Genomic DNA, 19921 nt, shown 5'->3' on the forward strand with positions numbered 1-19921 from the left:
GCATGATCCGCGACTCGCTCTTCGGTCGCCGCCACTGGGTCATCGCCACGGCAGTGTTCTGCTGTTTTCTCTGGGGTAGCGCCTATCCCGCGATCAAAACCGGCTACCAGTTGATGGCCATGGCGGCCACCGACACCGCGTCCCAGATGCTGTTTGCCGGCTACCGGTTTCTCGGCTCCGGCGTCATTCTGTTGGTATTGGCGGCCCTGATGGGCAAATCCCTGTGGCGTTTCTCCGCTCGCGAGTGGGGCCAACTCGCCCTGCTCGGACTGCTGCAGACCACGCTTCAGTATGTGTTTTTCTACATTGGCCTGGCCCACGCCACGGGCGTCAAAGCGGCGATCATGAACTCCACTGGCACCTTCTTTACGGTGCTGCTCGCGCATTTTATTTACCGCAACGACAAGCTCAGCACCGGCCGCAGCCTCGGCTGCCTGATCGGCTTTGCGGGGGTGGTATTGATCAACCTGGGGCAGGGACCACTGGATTTTGATTTTACCCTGCTGGGCGAAGGTTTTATCGCCATCGCGGCCCTGGTGCTGTCGATCTCGCTGATGTACGGCAAGCGCTTGTCCCAACACATCGACCCAATGGTCATGACCGCGCAACAGTTGACCATCGGCGGCGTGGTTCTGATTGGCATAGGGTTGAGTGGCGGCGGAGACATTCCCAGGCTTACCGCCACCAGCGGAGTGCTGTTTGTCTACCTAATGGCACTGTCCGCCGCAGCCTTTGCGCTGTGGAGCTTCCTGCTCAAACACAACCCCGTGGGGCAGGTGATCCCGTTCCAGTTTCTGATTCCCATCTTCGGCGCGGGCCTCTCGGCGCTGTTTCTCGGGGAAACCATTCTTGCCTGGAAAAACCTGCTGGCCTTGATATTGGTGTGCGGGGGGATCTGGTTGGTGACGCGGCCTACGCAAACTCCTTAAAAGCAGCCCCCGTCTGCCGCAACACCCACCACTCTACAATGCGACTTTCTCTCCAGACTCCAGGTCGATAACAAAGAGCTTGTTTTCTCCAACAACCAGCGCTGCGCTCCACTCAGGCGAAAAAACCAAGCTGCGAGGGAAGGCGGTCACAATCGCAGTCTTCCCTGTCACTGAGCTTGTGACCAAACGCTTATCTCCCGATGTCAAATCAATCTCCACCAGGTTGTCGTTGAGTGAGTCCAGGAATAACAAAGAGTCATCCTCGGTTAGTGCAATCCCTTGGTTTAAAGCACCAAGTTCGGGACCGGCGTAGTCACCATCATTCCCCGTCAATGGCAGCCCGGCCGAAGTTTCCCACCCCATGTCTGTAAACCGGACCAAACCTGATTTTGAGGTATTCTCAGACCAGTAGAGGCGTCGGTTCTCCCGATCATAGGCCACTCGCATAGGACTAACAGGCGGATACCCCGTAGCAGAGGAATCTATGATCAACTCTCGCTCTCCTGTTTCAACGGAGAGACGAACCAATGCAGCCGACTGATTGTCGACCAGAATAATTTCCGATGGGTCATCGCCAAATGCCATATCGTAGATCGAACGAAGTTCAGGGCCTGAGCCCACCTCGCCACCGCTTACGATTCGACGGACGCCTGTCTCCATATCAATGGCATAGACGATAGCGTTGAGATCAGAGGGATTTTTGCCCACATACATCACTCCCCGCTCTTCATCGTGCAAGATAGACGCTACAGCATTCAGCTGCGGGCCCTTATCCTCATTGGAATTGTCCGTTATACCTGGCTTCGCTTCCATACTTACCAGATCATATGGAACAACGGTCGTCCCTTCCGCATTCCAACGACTCCAGAGAAGATAGGCCACTTCATTGTCACCGGAAACAGAAACGTCATAAAGGTCACCGGATGAGACTATCGACTTCGCCCCCGCTCGCTCATAATTGATTACCGCAGGAGCAACTTCCACACCGGCGGTCTGAGGGTATACATAGGCCTCAAACTCCCCGACACCGGCTGGAACACCGTCTATCCGCCAGCGATCTCCGCTCTCCTCAACTGTCGCTACATACTCCTCCTCACCGACCACAACTCGCAAAGTATCCAGTGCATTCGAACCAACATCAGAATTCTCGATTGTTCCATAAAGGGTCATTGTTGGGTCGAGAATTTGGCTGCCTTCTGGTGGAAACTGAACACTGACTCGCGGCATATTTTCAGGGTAAATCGTATAGTCGATTCGAACTGACGCCTCTTCCCCTTCATGATCGATTGCAACCACTTCAAACTCATAGTCCGCGGCACCTTCAACTGACTCTGAGGATAGGGTAGCGAAGTCACCTGACGGAGTTATATCAACGGGCGGACCTCCTATTTGGGTCCAATGAATACTTTTTATCCGCCCATCTTGATCAGATGCCGATACCTCTAAGCGGTTTTCTTCGTTTTCATAACCAAACGGCCTTGACAGGCTTTCTATAGTCGGCCTGGCATTGACCCCTTCGATAACAACCGTCACCTGATCAGTCACCGAGTCACCATCCTCTCCAATTACCCTAAGACGAAACTGCATTTCAAGTGTTGTATCGGGATAAGTATCTGGCGCCTCGAACTGGACGTGGCCTGCATCAATGTCTACCGCAAAAAAATCGACTTCCTGCCCCGCGATTTGAGTCCAGCTATATACATTAATCTCGCCAGAGCCCCCCGCTTTTAGGTCAACCCACTCCCCTTCGGTCACCGTCAGGTCTGGCCCGGCGTCTGCCTGCAGCCCACTGACATCCTTCGGCTCCTCGGTTCCACCACCGGAAGATCCACCACAGCCGGGCAAAAAAAGCATCAGCGAAAGGCAAAAAATTCCTGAAATAACAGATTTATTATGAACTGAAGCGATCATTGCTTCCTCCTGATTCCATGTTTTACTAATCGAAATTTTTGAACGAACCAAACAGTTCGCACAACATCAATAGCGTACTTAAATTTTAGCCCTCTTATAGCGAAAGCGACATTATCCTCCGAGAGAGCGAAGAATAATGCGTTTAACCGAACACGTCTGTGATCTTCTCAGCATTTGCAATGAATATGAATAACTTGACTTCTATATTGATACAAACGACCAATAGTATTCCCTCACCTGATCGACGTAGAAGCACCAGTACTCGTGCTGAATAAGAACAGCGGCCGAGGAGTGGCCGTGGCGTTGAAGTGCTTCCAGCTCTGCCTCAAGCTGCTGCCTGATCTGGCTGACCGCCTCCAACATGGCCGCCGGATGATGGCCCCTCTCCTCAGCCCAAGCAGCCAATGGCCCGATAGGAAAATTGGGCACCATCTCAAAGCGGCAGATCTGGCGTTTTACGGCTTGAACCAATGACATACTCACTCCCTGTGATCGACCCTAGCGGCGGAACTGACGGGTCGGCTGCCGTAAAAACGCCAAGCGGGTTTTATTATTTGGGTTGTCGCAAACGGCCTGGTAGTAACGGTGGATTTGGCGACAGTGACCGAGCAGATCCATCAGAGACCCGTCTATTGTCGGATCTACCTGCCGAACTGGCATACTGGGCTCACCAAGGGTAGGGCGGACCGACCATGACGCCTCCAGCTCCCGACTTAGGTCTCGCTCGACTTCTTCAAGCTTCGCCAAAATCAACTTGTCGCACTGCTGTTCGGCCCAGTCAGCGAATTGAGGAAGTACGTCGCCCCCGGGAGAGCGACAAATCAACTCCAACCGGGCTCTAATCAGGTTGTTATTCAGCATAGGCGCTCCATGTCCCACAAAAATCGCTCGGATTATTGCTCCGATAACGGAGCAATAATGGCGGATATTCCTGAGAAAATCAAGCTCCGAAATCGGAGCAACTTATGAATATCATTGGCCCTCAGGTCCACCACCTGCGCGAAGAACAAAATCTGACACAAGCTGAGCTGGTAGCCCGTTGCAACCTGCTTGGCTGGGATATCAGTCGGGGGACTCTGGCCAAAATTGAGGCGCGGGTTCGGCGGGTGACAGATCAAGAAGTTCTTCTATTATCCCAAGCGCTCAAAGTCCCTGTAGAGCAGCTTTTTAGCTCAGTCTGGTGAACACGCTCTTCACCGACGTAATAGGAATCGGGATCACTAACTGTAGCCGAATGAACAAACTTCAATCTCCCTTTATACCCTGCTTTATTTCCTCTCGAACCCGCTCCATTCTCTTTTTCTGCCGCCTCTCTCCAAGCTTAAAAAAGCAGTAAAAAACACCTATAAGAACCGGCGCGGACACAACGAACGCGAGGGCGGACACATAGTTCCACCGAACTAGGCTTACACTGTGGTAGGTATCTAACCCCTCCCCAATGTAAACCTTGTAAGCTACCCTTAGGGTAAACCCCAAGATAACAATACTCACCAGAATCCAGTAGAGCTTTTTATACTTAAGAAACCGATCCATGCACAAACTCGAAAAGTACTATCCCATGAAAACTTAATAAAATTTCCCCAAATCAATTTTCACAAACCACATCCAATATTAACTCTTGCTGCTAATCCCTTTATCGCTTTTCTTTTTAATTAAGCCAAAAATTTCTATTTTTTATGATTATCAGGCCTTCCCTCCAATTTCACTTTAAATCGCCGCCTGCTCCTCTCGCCCACATTTTCCACATTGAAGCTCACATCAACAGGGAGCAAATCTTGATTCATTCGACCACGAACTATCGACAAGTTTATTGTGTCTTTCGCATATGCAGAAAGGTACTTCTTTTCATCGTTATTCAATCTTCTAGACCTTTCTATTTTTCTTAATGCACACAGCGAGTTATATATGGCATCTTTCCATTCTCCTCTTTCACAATGCAAAAACCCCCTCAAAAGAAGCTCTGTGTAAGTCTCTTCAGGGAAGGCTTTTTTTCCTTTATTCAAGAGCCTGAGAGCTTCATCGTCACATCCTCTAGCCACACACCGAAACGCTCTACTCAAGAAGTATGAAGAACGCATTGCGTCATAAACTCTTCGAATCATCCCCCTTTCTCCAGCTTATCCAAAAAGTCAAGTATAGCATCCACAACCTCGCCCGTCTTACCTCGAGCTTCAGCCCTTCGACCAGAGTTACTTGTGCGCTCCATGTCGGCATAGAAATTAATATCAGAGTCTCGAGTATTTTTTGTAGTTGCAGAGTGCTCTCTGCCTTTTCGTCCGACTGGAGACCACTCCCCGTATAGTTCTATCCAAAGCTCATCAGCCTGAGAGCCACTGCCTTGGCCCGCCCGAGCGCTACCGGGCGCTGGCTTATACTCCAACAAACGGCTTGGATCCGTTATTGGCTCCGAAGGTAAATCCACAGCCGCCTGCTTAGGCTTCCTGAGGGACACTCCTATATCGGCGGCTTGGTGAGCACGACCCACACCAAACATTGCGCCCGTACCCATGACAATACCCACGGTATCCATTGCTGATTTCAGTGAATCATTTTGGTATCCCCCTGAAAAGGCGTTTGGATCTGAGGAGTCGGCGTGTGTGTTAGCCCAAGCCTGGAGCTCTCTGGCTAAGTTACTTCCAATAGGCTCAACCTCCATAGGTGTTTGGCCAAACGCGCCATAGGGCAATTGGCCTGGCATGCCATAGCTACCACGAGCCAACCCATCTATCAGCAGCCCCCCAATGTCAGTCGTGTTATCTAGAATTGAACGGCTGGCACCACCGAGCAACGTCAGCCCGATGTCTTGCACCTCTCCGGTCATGTCACCCATATCCCTACGCGCCCCATACTGAGCCTCATGCTCTGCGATAGCGGGTGCTCGCCAACCCAAGAAGTCATTTAGATTTTTTTGCTCTTCGGGGGTAAGTAAGTCAGGAGCCCCTAAATCTCGATTGCGTTGGTTGCTTTCACCCAATGCCGTGAAATAAGTTTGGTCGGTATTACTCCACACATCATCCAGCGTACCGCTCAAGGCATCGATATTGGCGTCAGATTCTTCGGCTAACGCCAGTTCGGTCGCCTGTCGCTGAGAGCGCTCTTCCAGCTCGGCGGCGAACTGCTGTTCCAGGTCGGCGTCCATGTAGACTGGTACGCCATCCACCTCAGCGGCGGCAATGTCGCCGTTCTGGTCGAGGTAAAGCTGGAGGTTGTCGGGCACTTCACCGTCGTTCTGTTCGGTCAGCTCCCGAACAATCTGGTCGCGCAACTGTTGGTTTTTGGCATCCAGTTCGGGCGGTAGCTCGCCGGTGACCCCCAGGGTTTTCTTGGCCTGCTCCCAACCGGATTTCAACTCATCGGCATTACCGAGTTGTGCGGCGTTGTCGGCCATGGCCTTGTAGCTATCCGGATCGGCGATACTGCCAATGTTGCTGGCCCACTGGTTGAGCGTATTGTCCTCACCGGTTTCTGTCAGGCCCTTGAGGCTCTCCACGCTGGTGGTGCTGGCGTAGACGTCGGTGGTTTCATCCTTGTCTTTGAGAATTTCCTGGGCGGTGTCGATGTCGCGGTTGAGGTCGCTCAGGTCCTGGTCCGGGTTGTCCCGGGCGGTGATGTTGCCTTCACCGAGTGTGGCTCGGGTGATCTGCTGGCGGTCTTTATCCCGGCTGGTAAAGTCCAGAGTCCCGCTGGTACCCTCAAAGCTCTCGTGGGCGCTGGTCTGGGCGTTGGCGCCCGCGTTGCCGCCGGTGCCGAAGCCGACGCTGGCGTAGTCGCTGTTTTCCCGGTCGTGGTCCTCGAAATTGGTGTAGCCGAGCGTGCCGGTATCGAGATTGAGGTTGCCGCCATCGGTGCCGTCGTTTTTGATGTTGGCGATCAGGGCACCGTCCACCTGGGTGTGGCCGTCCACCTGAATGTTGACGCTCTCCGAGCCGATCAGGCTGGTCTGGTTGCTGACCCAGGCGGTGGAGCCCTCGGTCTCGCCCCGGCCGACGTTGGCGCCGCCGCTGACGCCCGCGCCTACGGTAATGCTGCCGCTGTAGTCTTCCCGGCGGCCGTCGGCGCTGCCGGTGTCCTGCACGGATGCGACGGTGAGGTCGCCACCGACGTTGACGTTCAGGTGCTTGGCCTCGGCGTTGGCACCACTGATGGTGGTGTCGTTGCCGCTGGTGAGGTTGATGGCGTTACCGGCGGTGAGCTGGCTGTTGGTGTGCTGGGTGGCCTCGCGGTTCAGGCGATCGCGGCCGCCGGCGGCCTGGGCGGTGAAGCCAACGCCATTGCTACCCAGGTTGACACCGGCACCGCCGCTTTCATGGTCGGAGTCGCTGGCGGAGTTTTGGGTGTGGGTGCCGGCCAGCAGGTCGATGTTGTTGCCGGCAGTGAGGTCGATGTTCTCGCCCGCATTGAAATCGCTGCCCCGGACGAGGACGTCGTTCTCGGCGGTCAGGGCGATGGAGCCACCGGCGGTGAGCTGGTTGCCGACTTGCCCGGTGGTCCGGGTGGACTGTTCGCTGTCGGCCTTGGCGTAACCGGCGGTGAGGCTGGCATTGGTGGTGCTCGCCTGGAGGGTGGCGCCGGTCTGCTTGAAGTCGGTGCTGTTTTGTTGCTCGCCAGTGGTGTCCGCCGGGACGAGGACGACGTCGGTACCGCTGATCTGAATGTCATCGCCGGCGTCCAGTTCGACGCCGGTCAGTTCGGCGCGATTGCCCGCCGCCACGTCGATGTTGCCACCGGCGCTGATGCGGCTGGCGCGGGCGCCCTGGGTGTGCTGTTCACTGCCGCTCTCGGTAGTGGTTTTACCCAGATGGGCGCTGGCACTGGGTTGGGCATTGTTCAGGGCGTCGGCGGCGCGCAGTACGCCGCTGACCTTGCTGACGGTGTTGTCGCCCTGGCCCAGGTTTTCCAGGGCGTCTTTGGCCTGGCCCAGGTTGTGGTTGAGGGTGAGGCCCAGGCCATCGCGCGTGGTGCGCTGGCCCTGTTCGGTGCTGGTGTCGGTCTGCCCGGCGCGGATCAGGACGTTGTTGTCGGCCGTTAACCGGGCATTGTTCCCGGCGGCGACGTCGCTACCTTCGATGATCAGATCGTTGGCCGCGTGGGCGGTGACATTGTTACCCGCCACCAGGGTACTGCCCTGGCCGCGCACCTGAGTGACGTCCGAGCTGGTGCGCTCGCGCTGGTTGCCAACGAAGGCGTTCACGCTATTGTCGTCGGCCTCCAGGCTGGCGGTGGGGGAGCGCTTCTGGGTGGCCTGGTAGTCGCGGCGGGATTCCATGCCTTCGCGGAGGGTGAGGCTGCCGGAGTCGTCCAGTACACCGGCCTGAGCCTGCAGATCGTTGCCGGCGGCCACCTGGCTGCCGACGATGTCGGTATCGCGGCCAGACACCAGGGTGGCGTCGTTGGCGGCGGCCAATTCGCTGCCGGCGTAGCCGGTTTCGCTCTGGACGCTCCAGTCGCGGCGGCTTTTGAGGCCGCTCCAGTCCTGTTTGCGGCTCTGGCTGGCGGTGTGGCGGGTTTCTTCGGCGCCTTCAATGGTGATATCGCGCTGGGCGCCCACCACCAGATCACCCCCGGCCACCAATTGGCCCGATTCGATCTGAACGTCGCGGCTCTGCTTGAGGGCAATTTGGCCTTCGTCGGTGAGGCGACTGTTGACGGTGATGTTGCCGCCAGCCTGAACGCGGGTGCCCACCACGTCGGTGGTTTCGCTGTACTCGGAGCGGCTTTTGCGGCGCCCCAGGGAGCCTTCGTAGGAGGACTCCAGTTCCTCGGTGCGGGTGTTGGTGACCGAGAGCAGGCGGGTGTCCCGCTCGGCGTGCAGGTCGATATTCTCGCCCGCCTCCAGGCTGGCGGCACGGGAGGTGAGGTCGCGGCCGGCCGACAGCGCCAAATCGCCGCCGGCGCTCAGGTTCGTGACTTCATGGCCGGTTTCGGTGGTGCGGGTAATGTGGCTGCGTTTGCTGCTGACCCGCCCATCCATGTCCGCGCTACGGGTTTCCAGGGCGTCGAGGGTAATGTCGCGCTCGGCCCGCAGGCGGGCGTCGCCGCCGGCGGTCAGGTCGCTGGCGGTGAGCTCGATGTCCCGACCGGCGCTCATTTGCAGGTTGCCACCGGCGCGGATGTCGGCCCGCCCGGCCATGCTGACTATGTCCCCGGCTCGACCCGTGCGGCGCTCGGTGGCCGAGCGGCTGATGATATCGCCCTCTTCGGCAATCAGGGTCAGGTCGCTACCGGCCTGGATGCGACCGCCTTCCCCGTCGGTTTGAACCACGGAGACGATGTGGCTTTTGGCGCGAGCGACCAGGTCGCCCCGGGCTTCCAGGCTGGCCCGGTTTTCTATCTGACCTTCCAGTGCCCGCAGGGTGAGGTCGTTGGCGCTGATGCGCCCGCTCAGCGCCTGAATATAGCCGGTGCGGGCGATCAGGTTCATGTCACCGCCCCGGCTTTCAATCACCGCTTCGCGCAGGTCATCCACCCGCTCGTGGGTGATGCGGCCGGCATCGATGGTAATGTCGCTGCCACCCGTGATGCGCCCGACGTTGCTGAAATCCCGCTCGGTGCGCAGCGCCACCTGACCGTCCGCGGCGATGGTGCCATCGTTGTTGAAGCCACCATCGGCATTGATCTGCACCTGGGCGCCGGCGATGACCGCACCGCCACCATTGAATTCGGTGCCGTTTGCCGTCGTGGCATAGTACACCGGCACCAGTACCTGTTGGCCGTCCACTTCCTGCTCTTCCAGCCAGACGATATCCTGGGTGAGGCGGGAGGCCTGCTCGGCGGTGAGGGCCACGCCAGGGCGGAGTTCCAGGTCTTCACTGGCGGCCAGTGCGTTGTCCATCAGGTACTGGAATTGCGCTTCGTCGGACTCGAAGGCCACGCCGTCGGTGTTGGTGAGGAAGCGGCGCCCCCGTGTGCTCCAGATGGCCTCACGTACCAGGTCGGTTTCGTAGAAGCCGTCGCCCAGGCGCTTGCTCAGGTCGGCCGGGTCAACGCCCAGCCGCTCCAGCAAGTAGTCGGAGGAGAGAAACTCAAGGTAGTCGGTCAACAGCGGGTTGGTTTCCACCAGGTAGTTGGCCGAGGGCTCCGGGCTGATCACGAACAGGCTGCCATCCTGCGGGAGACTGATGTTATCCGCCGGGTTGTAGATCTCGGCCAGCTCGATGTCTTCGCCGCTGGCGACCGGCGCGGGTGGCGGCTCGGGGGGTTGAACGGGCTGAGGATTATTGTCCTCGGTCGCGTCCGGAACGGAATCCCGCTGGCCGCCTTCAGCCAACTCCGGCGTTTGAGTTTCGGGGGCATCGGGACGGTTTGCGTCCGAACCGGCGCCCGTGTCGGTCAGTGAGCTCGAGTCGCGGTTGGACGAATCGACCTGTACACCCTCCCGTTGACTGCCTTCTACCTCCAGGGATTCGCCGTTGCTGGCGATTTGCTCACCAGAGCGTCCCTGGCCCTCGAAGCTGTCCTGGGCGCTGCCGCTGGTGACCGTTTGTGCTTGGGTGCTGTTTACTTCGTCAGCTGTGACGTCAGCCCCTTGGTGGGTCGCTTGGGTAACGTCCCCACGACCACTTTCAACAGCTTCAACGGACGCGCCGCTGGTGGCGGCGGTGGCATTGTAGTTGTCGGATTCGACCGAGGCGTCCAGGTTGGCTGCTGACTGCTGCTCGACGGCGGCCCCCGAGCGTGCCTGCACCGAACCGGGTGAGGCTGCGCCCGCTTCTTCGTTCAGTATGTTGGATTCGTGGTCGTATCCTTCACGAATCGTGACATTGTCCACTTGGCCAGTGAAATCACCCAGGATAACGCCGCCGGCGAGAATTTCGGAGGCGTAGCTGTCGTAGAGTTCGTAGGTGAAGGTTTCCGTTCGCGCATCTTCATTTTCACCTTCACCTCTGGGGAAACTGACCTGCCGTTTTTCGTCGTAAACTTCGAGCGCTTCGTTGGAAAGGTTGAAGCCATTAAAAACGATATTCTCACCCGCACTCATAGTACTGACGGTGTTTGTTATGTAGCCGACCGAAATATCCAGGCTCTCCCCGGCGCTAAGCAAAGCGCCTCCGGAAAGGTTAACTTGGTCTACATTTGTTTCATAGCCAACATAGGTGTATTGATCTGGATACTGTCCCTCAGTAATTCTGAAAACTTCCACTTCGTCGTGATAAATAATATCGATATTTTCCTGCTTGTTCTGCAGCTGATCGGCTTCAATCCTGATATTTCCAGATCGACTCTCTATGCGGCCGGACAAGTTCTCTACACTAGAAGCTTTTAGCTCCAAGTCTCCTATCGCATAAATGTCAGCGCCAGTCCGATTTCTGATTGAAGTACCCCAACCATTTGCCCTGGTTCCGTTAAACTGGAGCGTGTCTCCGGAAAAAATCAGCTTATAGTTATCAACTGTGCCGAAGGTTCCCTCTAAATTCTGCCCGGCCACGACCGTCTCATGATTTCGGAAGTTTCCTCCCGACAGATCGATAACGCGCTGGGAGCCCATGATGCCGTAGTTGACGACATCACCAAATTCAATCTCCAGGCGCTCATCGCCGGTTAACGTCCCACTGGCGCTATTCTCAAACCGCCCTCCGCCAGAGATATTCTGAATCGACAAGGTGCCATTAGCTTCGATGTCGCCTCTGTTGCTGAAAAAGCCATCGACATTGAGATACAGGCTACCTGCAGCAGACACATTGCTTCCCGCCAGAACGTTGAGATTATCCGCAGTATTAATGGTGAGATCGCGCTGGGCCTTCAGCTCTCCATCACCAAAGGAGAAAGTATCCAGGGATAGGGTGAGATCCGTCAGGGATTCAAGGCTGCCTCCTGTATTGCTCAAACCATTAAGATCAAGAGTTGCCGGGCCGTTGCTATAGAGCAGACCATTGTCGTTATCGAGCTCAAAACCCGATACCAGGAGACTGTCTGAGCCGGTAGCGATCAGCTGGCCAAAGCGGTTTTCAACCTTGGCGTTGGCATCCGATCCGGTCAGTTCAATATGGCTTGCGCTGATCAATGACGGCGGCGTCGTGTCCGTGCCATTGTTCAGGAGCGCATCAAGGCCGGAAAACAACACACGGCCGTTGGAACTCAGAAGGGCGCCCTGGGGGTTTCTCTCCGCATCACTACGACCGACCAGGGTGCTGTTATCCACCCGTGGTGCGGTGATCATCAAGTTGCCTGTGCCGCTGTGAGCCAGTTCACCATCAACATTCAGCAATGAGTCACCCACCTGAAGGGACTGCTCACTCGCTCCGCCATTGAAGTACAGCGAACCCGAGGTGTTATCCAGGGTGGTTGTGGCGGTCAGTCGATTCTCGCCATTGCCATAAGCACTGATGGCCCCCTTCTGGTTGTCGATAGATTCGGCGCTGAGCTCGAGGGTCTGGTTGCTGCTGATGACACTGCCCTGATTGTTGAGCGAGCCAATGGTGGACAGGCTCAGGTTGCCTCCCGACGCCATGGTCGCCTTGGCACCGTCTGTTGCCTGTGTGTTGACTATTTCAGCGGCGGATAGCGTCAGGCTACCGACACTTTGAATGGCACCACCGCGATTGAGCAGTTGCCCATCGCTGGTGACCGACAAGTCGTGAGCGTCGCCCTGCAGAATGTCGCCCGTCGAGTTATCCAGGCTTTGTGCCTGGAGCGATGTCGATCCCCCGACGCCCTGAATCAACCCGGCCTGATTGGTCAATGCGCCGCCTGCGACCAAGGTGAGCGCCTCGCTTTCACCGGCGAGCCCGAGCGCCGTAATTTTGCCACCCTCATCATTATCGAGATGCTCTGTGGCGGTCAGGCTCACCTGACCGGCCTGTACCGTACCGCTCTGGTTATCCAGTGTGTTGGCCTGCAAGCCAATGCGCTCGGCGGCAAACAACACACCCACCTGGTTGTTGAAGGCGCCCTGGACCTCGACGTCCATGGATCCGGCGCTGCCAAGCTCGCCAGTGTCATTGTCAACGGCGCCGCTCACGTCGAGGCGCAAGGCACCTTGTCCGGCATGGTTGATGACCCCGCCCGTTTCCGTATTGACACGGGCATTGATCAGACTGCCCAGGGTCAGCGTCAGGCGTTCGCCATTGGTCAACAACAGACCATCCGTATTATTCAGCGATTGGCGAACGGTCAGTGCGCTGTCCGCCGCGCCCGCGCTGAACAGGGAGCCTTCGGTGTTATCGAACTGTTCCGCTTCAAGAGTGAGGTTTGCGGCGGTATCAATCAGGCCCTGATCGCGATTATCCAGCGCTCCGGACAGAGACAGTGTCATGCCCTCAAGACTCTGTAGCGTACCCGCGGCGCTGTTGTCGAGATTGGCCGCGGTGAGACTGAGGGCACCGTTGGAGAGAATCGCGCCACCCTGGTTGTTCCAGTCGCTGCCGCTGATCAGCTGGAGCATGCCGTCGCCGGCATGGATCAACCGACCACCCTCGTTCATAAACCCGGCGGTGTGGAGTTGAACATCCAATGCATTGGTTTCGATTCTTCCGCCGCGGTTATCAATGACCAGCGGTGTACCCAGGTCCGAACCGAGCTGCAGTTGAGCACCGGCCTGGGCATAGGCCCGAAGTTGAGCGTCGCCACGGTTGGTGGTCAACTCCAGAATATTCAGTGTCAGTTGTTCTGCTTCCAACAGGGCGTAGTCGGTGTTACTCAGGCGATCCGCCGTGAGGGTTACTCGCTCGCCCAGTATTGTGCCGGCATTGCGACTGATCAGTTCGGGCGCCGTCAGTTGCAGCTCGGAGGCGGACGCCAGCTCGCCGCCGTCGTTGTCCAGCTGTTGCGCCACGGTGACTGCCAGTCGATCTCCGGAGTGGTGCAGGGTTCCCTTATTGAGCAAGCGATCGGCACTCAGATCAAAATGGCCGGCGTTACTGAGGATGGTTCCGGCGTTATTGACCTCACCGGTAAAGTTCCATGCAACGTCTCCGGTACCGGCACTGAACAATTCACCGTCCTGGTTACTCAGACTGCCACCGGAGAGTATGAGGCGACCGCCGGCGCTGACCAATCCCTGATCATTGGTCAGTGAGCCTTGTGCCACACTCACTGCCATATCGCGTTGTGCAATCACCTCTCCCTTCTGGTTGTCCAATGCCTTGGCGTCTGCAGTAATCGAACCGTCGGTAACGATCAGGCCGTTACGGTTGCTCAAGCCGCCCTCGTCGGCAGAAAGATCAAGTGTTCCATTGGCCAGGTGCAGGAGGCGTCCGCCGTCGTTTACCAGTGCCGCCGATTCAATGGCGGCGCTATCGGCATCGGTCTGCAATGTGCCGCTCTGATTGTCGATGGTTCCGTCTGCAGTGAGTCTGAACTCGGCGCTGCCCATATCACTCATTGCGGCAATCAAACCGCGTTGCTCCCCCACGGTGCCATTGATCAGATCACCGGAAAGCTGTATATCCAGACGCTCGCCCGACAGGGTGCCGCCCGTGTTGTCGAGACGCGCCAGTAAGGCCGCTATCTCTGGTGCGTAAATAAGACCCAACTGATTGTCCAGCTGTGTTCCGCCACTCAACATCAGGCGCGAGTTGCTGATCAGTTCGCCGGCGCTGTTGTCCAACTGGTCGGACACATTGAGGTTCAGCACACCTTGACCGGCGTGATGAATCTGACCGGCCTGCCCGTCGAGCGTCTGATTGATCAGCTCATCGGCCTGAATGGTAAACTGTTCAGCATTGCTGACGGCTCGTCCGCCGGAGTTATCAAACGTGGTCGCGTTGAGAGTGCTGTCCGCTTCACCCGCGGCGGACAGAACGCCGGCCCGGTTGATAATATCGTTCGCTTCAATACTGAGTGATTGGGCGCTATCGATCTCGCCCCGCTCGTTGTTCAGTTGCCCGGCAATCTGCAGGTCAAGGTGGTGCTCAGATACCAGACTCCCCGCCCTGTTGTTGAGGCTTCCGGCGGCTATAGCAAGAGCGCCATCCGAGTCGATCCGACCGCCCCGGTTGTCCACTTCCTGCAGGTCCAGACGCAACGTCCCGGTACCCGTGTGCAGAACCAGCCCTTCCTGATTGACCAGCTTGCCACCGACCGTGATGGTCCCGTCGGCGCCGGCGCTGCGTATCACGCTGCCGCTGTTGGTCAGGCTGCCACCCACCTGAAGCGACAATGAGTCCGCTTCGCCGCTCAGTGCCGAAATCAGTGCCCGGGTATTGTTTTCGGTGCCGACATGCACCTGGTTATCCAGGTTCCCGGTTAGCGCCAGGTCGAGAATGTCCGCTTCCAGAACCCCACCTGAGTTGATCAGATTTCCAGCGTTTACTGCCAGTGTCTCTGAGGCCAATACCCCCAGCGTATTGTCTATTGTCAGATCACTGGGTACGGCACCCTCCAGACGCAAGGCTCCGGCGCTGAGCACCTCTCCCTGCCTGTTATTCAGTTCCTTATCGACTTCCAGGGTCAGGGTATTGCCGTTGTGCTGAATCAAGCCCGCCAAGCCGGCCCCATCGGTGCTATTGTCCAGCGTTTCGGCTGATAGGGTGAATTGGTCCGCGTTACTCAGGACCTGCCCGCCCCGATTGTCGAAGAGGGTGTCAACGGTGAGTTCACTGGCTTCCGATCCCGCACTCAGCAGGGTGCCGGACCGGTTATCGATGGAAGCGGCCTGAACGGTCAAACCGGCGCTGGTATCAATCAGCCCCTGACGGTTATCCAGGTGGCCGGTCTGTTCCGCCCCCGTCAGGTTCAGCGACACCGAGTGCCTGGCGAGCAATTGGCCCGACTGGTTATTGATACGGCCGGACGCGACGCGCAAGGCGCCATTGGTATTCACCCATCCACTTTGATTGTCCAGCCCGTCCTGAAGATCAAGCTCCAACGTTCCGGAGCCACCCTGCAGAATACGGCCGGACTCGTTGCGCAGCGACCGCGCGGCGATAACCATTTCATCGGCGGAACTCTGGAGGCTGCCCCCAGCATTATTCAGTGTTTCTCCTACGCTCAAGGAAAACCCGCTCAAGGCGGTAATGAGTCCAGCCAACTCGTCCTGGTTGCCGTTGACCAGGGAATCGGAGAGCGCCATTACCAGATCTTCCGCTTCGATCAACCCTCCGGTGTTGTCCAGGCCAGTGCCGCTCCAGGCCAGTTGCGGTGCGTAAAACTCCCCTTGGCGGTTAGTCACATCGGCAACGGAAAGATCAATACGAGCGTTACTCAGCACAGACCCACCGTCATTGTTCAACGACCCGGCATCATCGGCCCTTATGATCAGCGCACCCGTACCGGCGTGACGAATCGTCCCCGCCGTATTGTCTGTTTCATCTGACGTGAGAGAAAGTGTGTCGGCATTGCTCTGAATAAGGCCGCGCCGATTATCCAGGCTGTCGCTTGCTATGTGACTGTCTTCCGTCCCGGATGCAGACAGGGTTCCGTCCACATTATTGAGGTGCCCCGTGTTCAGGGTCACAGTCTCGACGACATCCAGCATTCCGCGTTCATTGACGAAGGCGTCTTCGACCTCCAAATGAGCCAGACGGGAGGCGATCAGACCACCCGTATTGTTCAGCGTTGTCGCACTGAGGTTTAACGATCCGTTTGATTCTATAGCGCCCTCTTCATTGTCCAGGTCGATGGCGCTGCCCAAGCGCAATTCGCCCTCTCCCAGATGCAGGATCTGGCCGCCCTGATTTAGCCAGGACGATGCCTGTAACTGAGCGCTGTCGGCATTGGTCTGGATACGACCGCCCGTATTGTTCAACACGCCGGTCGAGGCGATAGTCAACGCATCGGGATCGGTCGCCAATACACTGATCAGACCGTTTTCCGTATTAATCAGGTCGGTCAGCAATGTCAGCGCCAGTGTGTCGGATTCAATGACGCCACCCCGGTTTACCAGGGTGCCGCCATCGACTATCAGGCCCGACGCCAGTAGTTCCCCTTGGGAGTTATCGACCTCACTGGCGTTTACTCTTGCCTGGGAACCCGCCGTAATCCGCCCATCGGTATTATCCAATGCTTCTGAGGTAATCCGTATGTCAGACTCGCTATACAGCTCTCCGCGCTGATTATTGAGTCGGCCAGAAAGATTCAGCTCCAGAGCACCACTGGCGCCCAGCCAACCGTCCGTGTTATTCCAATCGGACGTCGTTATCTGTAGGTCTTGACCCGCATCGACCGCACCACCACGGTTATTTCCAGACGACCCCGAAATCGTCACTTGATTGGATGTGATTTGCCCCGCCGTGCTGTCCAAAAGGCGGAATTCCAGATTGACACGGCTCCCTGCCGTCACTTGGCCCGCAGCGTTCGAGAACTCATTGCCAGCCGATACGTCGACCGAGTCGGTCGCCTGAATCAGGCCTTCTTTGTTATTGATATCCGTAGCCTGTGCGAGGATAGCTCCCTGTCCGATGAGTGCTCCCCGGGTGTTATTGATCGACTCGACCACCTGTATCCGGGCGTCACCCTCGCCTCCGTGCCAAATCAGGCCTTCGCGGTTGTCCAGCGCAGTGGCGTTCAGCACGAACTGATCGCTGACGGCCTGAACCTCACCGAACTGATTATCAAGCTGACCATCGACTTCGATCGTCGACGCTGCGCCGGATGACCCAAGTGCACGGATTAATGCCGGTGCGTCCGAGACGCCGGTATTGTTCAGATCTCCGGAGATGTTAAATGCCAGGCTATCGGCCTCAACCAGACCTTGATGATTGCCGAAATTCCCGGTTACGACTGACAGGTCCCTCGAGAAAAGCTCCCCAACCGCGTTGTTCACTTCGGCCGCGGTCAGACTCAGGGCGTGATTTGCGCTGATCTCGCCCTGTTGATTGCTGAGGACATTATCAATGACCAGCGTTAATGGTTGTGCACCGGATTGGTTGATCAGGCCGGCATCATTGTTCAGCGAACCGGCCGCGATTTGCAGTTCGCCGTCAAGGCTGTAGATCGACCCGCTGTTGATCAGGCTGTCCTCAATGGCGAGCGCGAGCCCGCCTTCGCCTCTCGCCGCCAAAGCCCCCTCGATATTGCGAAGCTCTCTGGCCTGCAGCGACAACTCGTTGTCGGACATCAGCCTGCCGTCAGTGTTATCTACCAACCCCAGCACTGTCATATTCAACCGACTCTGAGCGTGTAGCTGCCCATTGTTGTTGTTCATATCTTCCGTGACTGCCACGAGAATTTCATTGGCACTGAGACTCGCTTGAGTGTTATCCCATCGCGTCACGTCCACATCAATTCGATGACTGCCCAAGGCGCCCTGCGTATTATCAAAATCGACCGCCGTCACACCAAGACGCTGATCAGCCCACAGGGTTCCTTTGCGGTTGTTAAAGTCATTGATTGAAGACAGGCGTAAGGTGTGCTCGGCCCCGATGTATCCAGAATCGTTATCAATGCGGCCCGCAGACAGATCAATAGATCCGGCACTGGCAAGATAACCATTCTGGTTGAGAAAGCTGTTTTCGATATTGAGCTCAAACAAGCCTTCTCCGAGATGAGAGATTTGACCGTCCCGGTTGTCCAACTGATTGAGGTTCAAGGTCAGACTATGATCTGAGAAGGCGGTCGCCGACCCACGATTGTCAAGATCACCGGAAACATCGAGGCTTTGCCCTTCGCTCCCGCCAATGGTGCCACCACTGTTGCTGAGGCTACCGCTCACATCCAGCGCAAGCGCTCCCTCGGACTCGATACGACCATCAGAGTTATTCAGCCGATCGGTTACCGTCACGGTCGTTGCTTCGCCGCCATGAATGAGGCCAGCCGAGTTGTTCAAACTCAGGGTAGCCAGGGTCAGCTCATCGTAGACGCTGGCGATAACACCACCGGCGTTATCGGTTTCGCCCGACACCAGTATTTCAAGCGCCTCGTCAGCGATGATTCTTGCACCGTCCCGATTGTCGAGATGGCTTGCTTCCAGCTCAACCGTACCCTCACTCTGGATCAGCGCCCGATCACCGTTGTTGCCAAGATTTCCTCCCAACAGTTTCAGGGTATCGGAGGACACAATGGATCCGGAATTTTCCAGACGGCCAGCCGACATCAGTAGCAGGCCGTTTCCTGAGGACTCGCCTGAGTCGCTATAACCGGCAGCGACGGCTCCGGAGTTGGTTATACGCTCAGCCCTGAGATCAACCTCCGAGTGACCTAATACTTGATCGCCCGATAGCACCACCTGCGAGCCAGCCTGAACATCAATCCGGTCGGCACTCAGGTTACCGGTCGACACGACATCGGCAGAGCTGGCAATCCGGAGTCGGTTCTGGCTGAATAGGTTATTGACTTCCACCTTGCCCGATTGGTCAATAACCAGGTTACCCGCGTCCGTGGCCATATCCCCCGCCAGCCGCACCCCAACACCATGTTCCGTGCCCAGGAGTGTAATCGCGTTGGCGTACATTCCGCCGAGGGCGGAAGAATCCAAAGCAAAATCCGGCGCATCGCCTTCAGCCTGAATGGGATCGACACCGCCAGAGGCATAATCGATCTGGTTAGCTCCAGTAAGCATACGCAACCGGTCTGCATGAATATCGGCATTGATTGCGACCGATCGTGCCAGAATGTCCACGTAGTCGACATTGCTTGCGTTCAGCCCCTCCCCCATGATGGACACATCACCGCGAGTGACGCGGATTGCACTGAGTGATCCGTCTTTCATCTCCGGCCGGCCGGTCGCGAGTGTTACCTTGGGGGTATTGATGAAACCGCAACCGTCACAGGTAATACCCCACTGATTGGCCAATACATACTCGGCCTGATCCCCGGCGATTTCAGTAAAGCCTTCCAACTGACTGCGGTGGCCTCCGGTCACTTCGTTCAGAATAATTTGGGCCGTACCGTCCCGGAGGTTACGGTTACCGGCGATATAGCCACCCAGTTGGGTATTCACTTCGCTTCGGCTGTTGTTGAGAATGATGCCTTCTTCCGGTACATCAAACCGACTGAATTTGTTATGCGAAACCCCTGCCTTTGAGGCCGCGGTAATATTCACAATGTCGACACCGTTCTGAGCACGGTCCAACTGTGCCCTGTGCTCGGCATTGGCATTCCTGTCTACAATGACTTCTGCCGAGGCCGCGAGAGGTTGTCCCACCATGCACAGAGAGACCGCCCATACAATGAGACGATTGGCGTAACTGTTGATTCGTTTCATG

Annotated in this window: 6 protein-coding genes; 2 read left to right on the forward strand and 4 right to left on the reverse strand. The window is 57.0% G+C overall.

The genetic code is table 11. The features are described from left to right. Nucleotides 1-2 precede the first annotated feature (2 nt). Entirely contained in the window at nucleotides 3-929 is a 927-nt protein-coding gene (locus tag OOT55_RS12745; RefSeq protein WP_265366240.1) for a DMT family transporter, read from the forward strand. A gap of 33 nt (nucleotides 930-962) precedes the next feature. Here OOT55_RS12745 and OOT55_RS12750 read toward each other — a convergent pair whose 3' ends face one another. Together OOT55_RS12750 and OOT55_RS12755 are read right to left on the reverse strand one after the other, a co-directional pair. Continuing rightward, on the reverse strand, nucleotides 963-2840 hold the full coding sequence (locus OOT55_RS12750; RefSeq protein ID WP_265366241.1) for a PKD domain-containing protein: 1878 nt from the start codon (nucleotides 2838-2840) through the stop codon (nucleotides 963-965). Between the two features lie 201 nt (nucleotides 2841-3041). Continuing rightward, a complete protein-coding gene (locus OOT55_RS12755; RefSeq protein WP_265366242.1) occupies nucleotides 3042-3317 on the reverse strand; it encodes a hypothetical protein in 276 nt (91 codons plus the stop codon). A gap of 488 nt (nucleotides 3318-3805) precedes the next feature. Here OOT55_RS12755 and OOT55_RS12760 point away from each other — a divergent pair, with 488 nt between their 5' ends. Continuing rightward, nucleotides 3806-4024 carry a helix-turn-helix domain-containing protein gene (locus OOT55_RS12760; protein ID WP_265366243.1) on the forward strand — a complete coding sequence of 73 codons (219 nt, stop codon included), beginning with the start codon at nucleotides 3806-3808 and terminating at the stop codon, nucleotides 4022-4024. 483 nt (nucleotides 4025-4507) lie between these two features. Here OOT55_RS12760 and OOT55_RS12765 read toward each other — a convergent pair whose 3' ends face one another. Both OOT55_RS12765 and OOT55_RS12770 read right to left on the reverse strand, forming a co-directional pair. Further along, nucleotides 4508-4942, reverse strand: coding sequence for a hypothetical protein (locus tag OOT55_RS12765; protein WP_265366244.1), 435 nt, complete (start codon nucleotides 4940-4942; stop codon nucleotides 4508-4510). After that, entirely contained in the window at nucleotides 4939-19920 is a 14982-nt protein-coding gene (locus OOT55_RS12770; protein WP_265366245.1) for a hemagglutinin repeat-containing protein, read from the reverse strand. The genes OOT55_RS12765 and OOT55_RS12770 overlap by 4 nt, the downstream gene beginning before the upstream one ends. Nucleotide 19921 lies beyond the last annotated feature (1 nt).

Origin of the sequence: Marinimicrobium sp. C6131 (assembly GCF_026153455.1) — a bacterium.
Classification (GTDB): Bacteria; Pseudomonadota; Gammaproteobacteria; order Pseudomonadales; family Cellvibrionaceae; genus Marinimicrobium.

Excerpts from the sequence above, each read along its gene's own strand:
- OOT55_RS12760 (WP_265366243.1), top strand. The coding sequence starts at position 3,806 with ATGAATATCATTGGCCCTCAGGTCCACCACCTGCGCGAAGAACAAAAT.
- OOT55_RS12750 (WP_265366241.1), bottom strand. The coding sequence starts at position 2,840 with ATGATCGCTTCAGTTCATAATAAATCTGTTATTTCAGGAATTTTTTGC.
- OOT55_RS12770 (WP_265366245.1), bottom strand. The coding sequence starts at position 19,920 with ATGAAACGAATCAACAGTTACGCCAATCGTCTCATTGTATGGGCGGTC.
- OOT55_RS12765 (WP_265366244.1), bottom strand. The coding sequence starts at position 4,942 with ATGATTCGAAGAGTTTATGACGCAATGCGTTCTTCATACTTCTTGAGT.
- OOT55_RS12755 (WP_265366242.1), bottom strand. The coding sequence starts at position 3,317 with ATGTCATTGGTTCAAGCCGTAAAACGCCAGATCTGCCGCTTTGAGATG.
- OOT55_RS12745 (WP_265366240.1), top strand. The coding sequence starts at position 3 with ATGATCCGCGACTCGCTCTTCGGTCGCCGCCACTGGGTCATCGCCACG.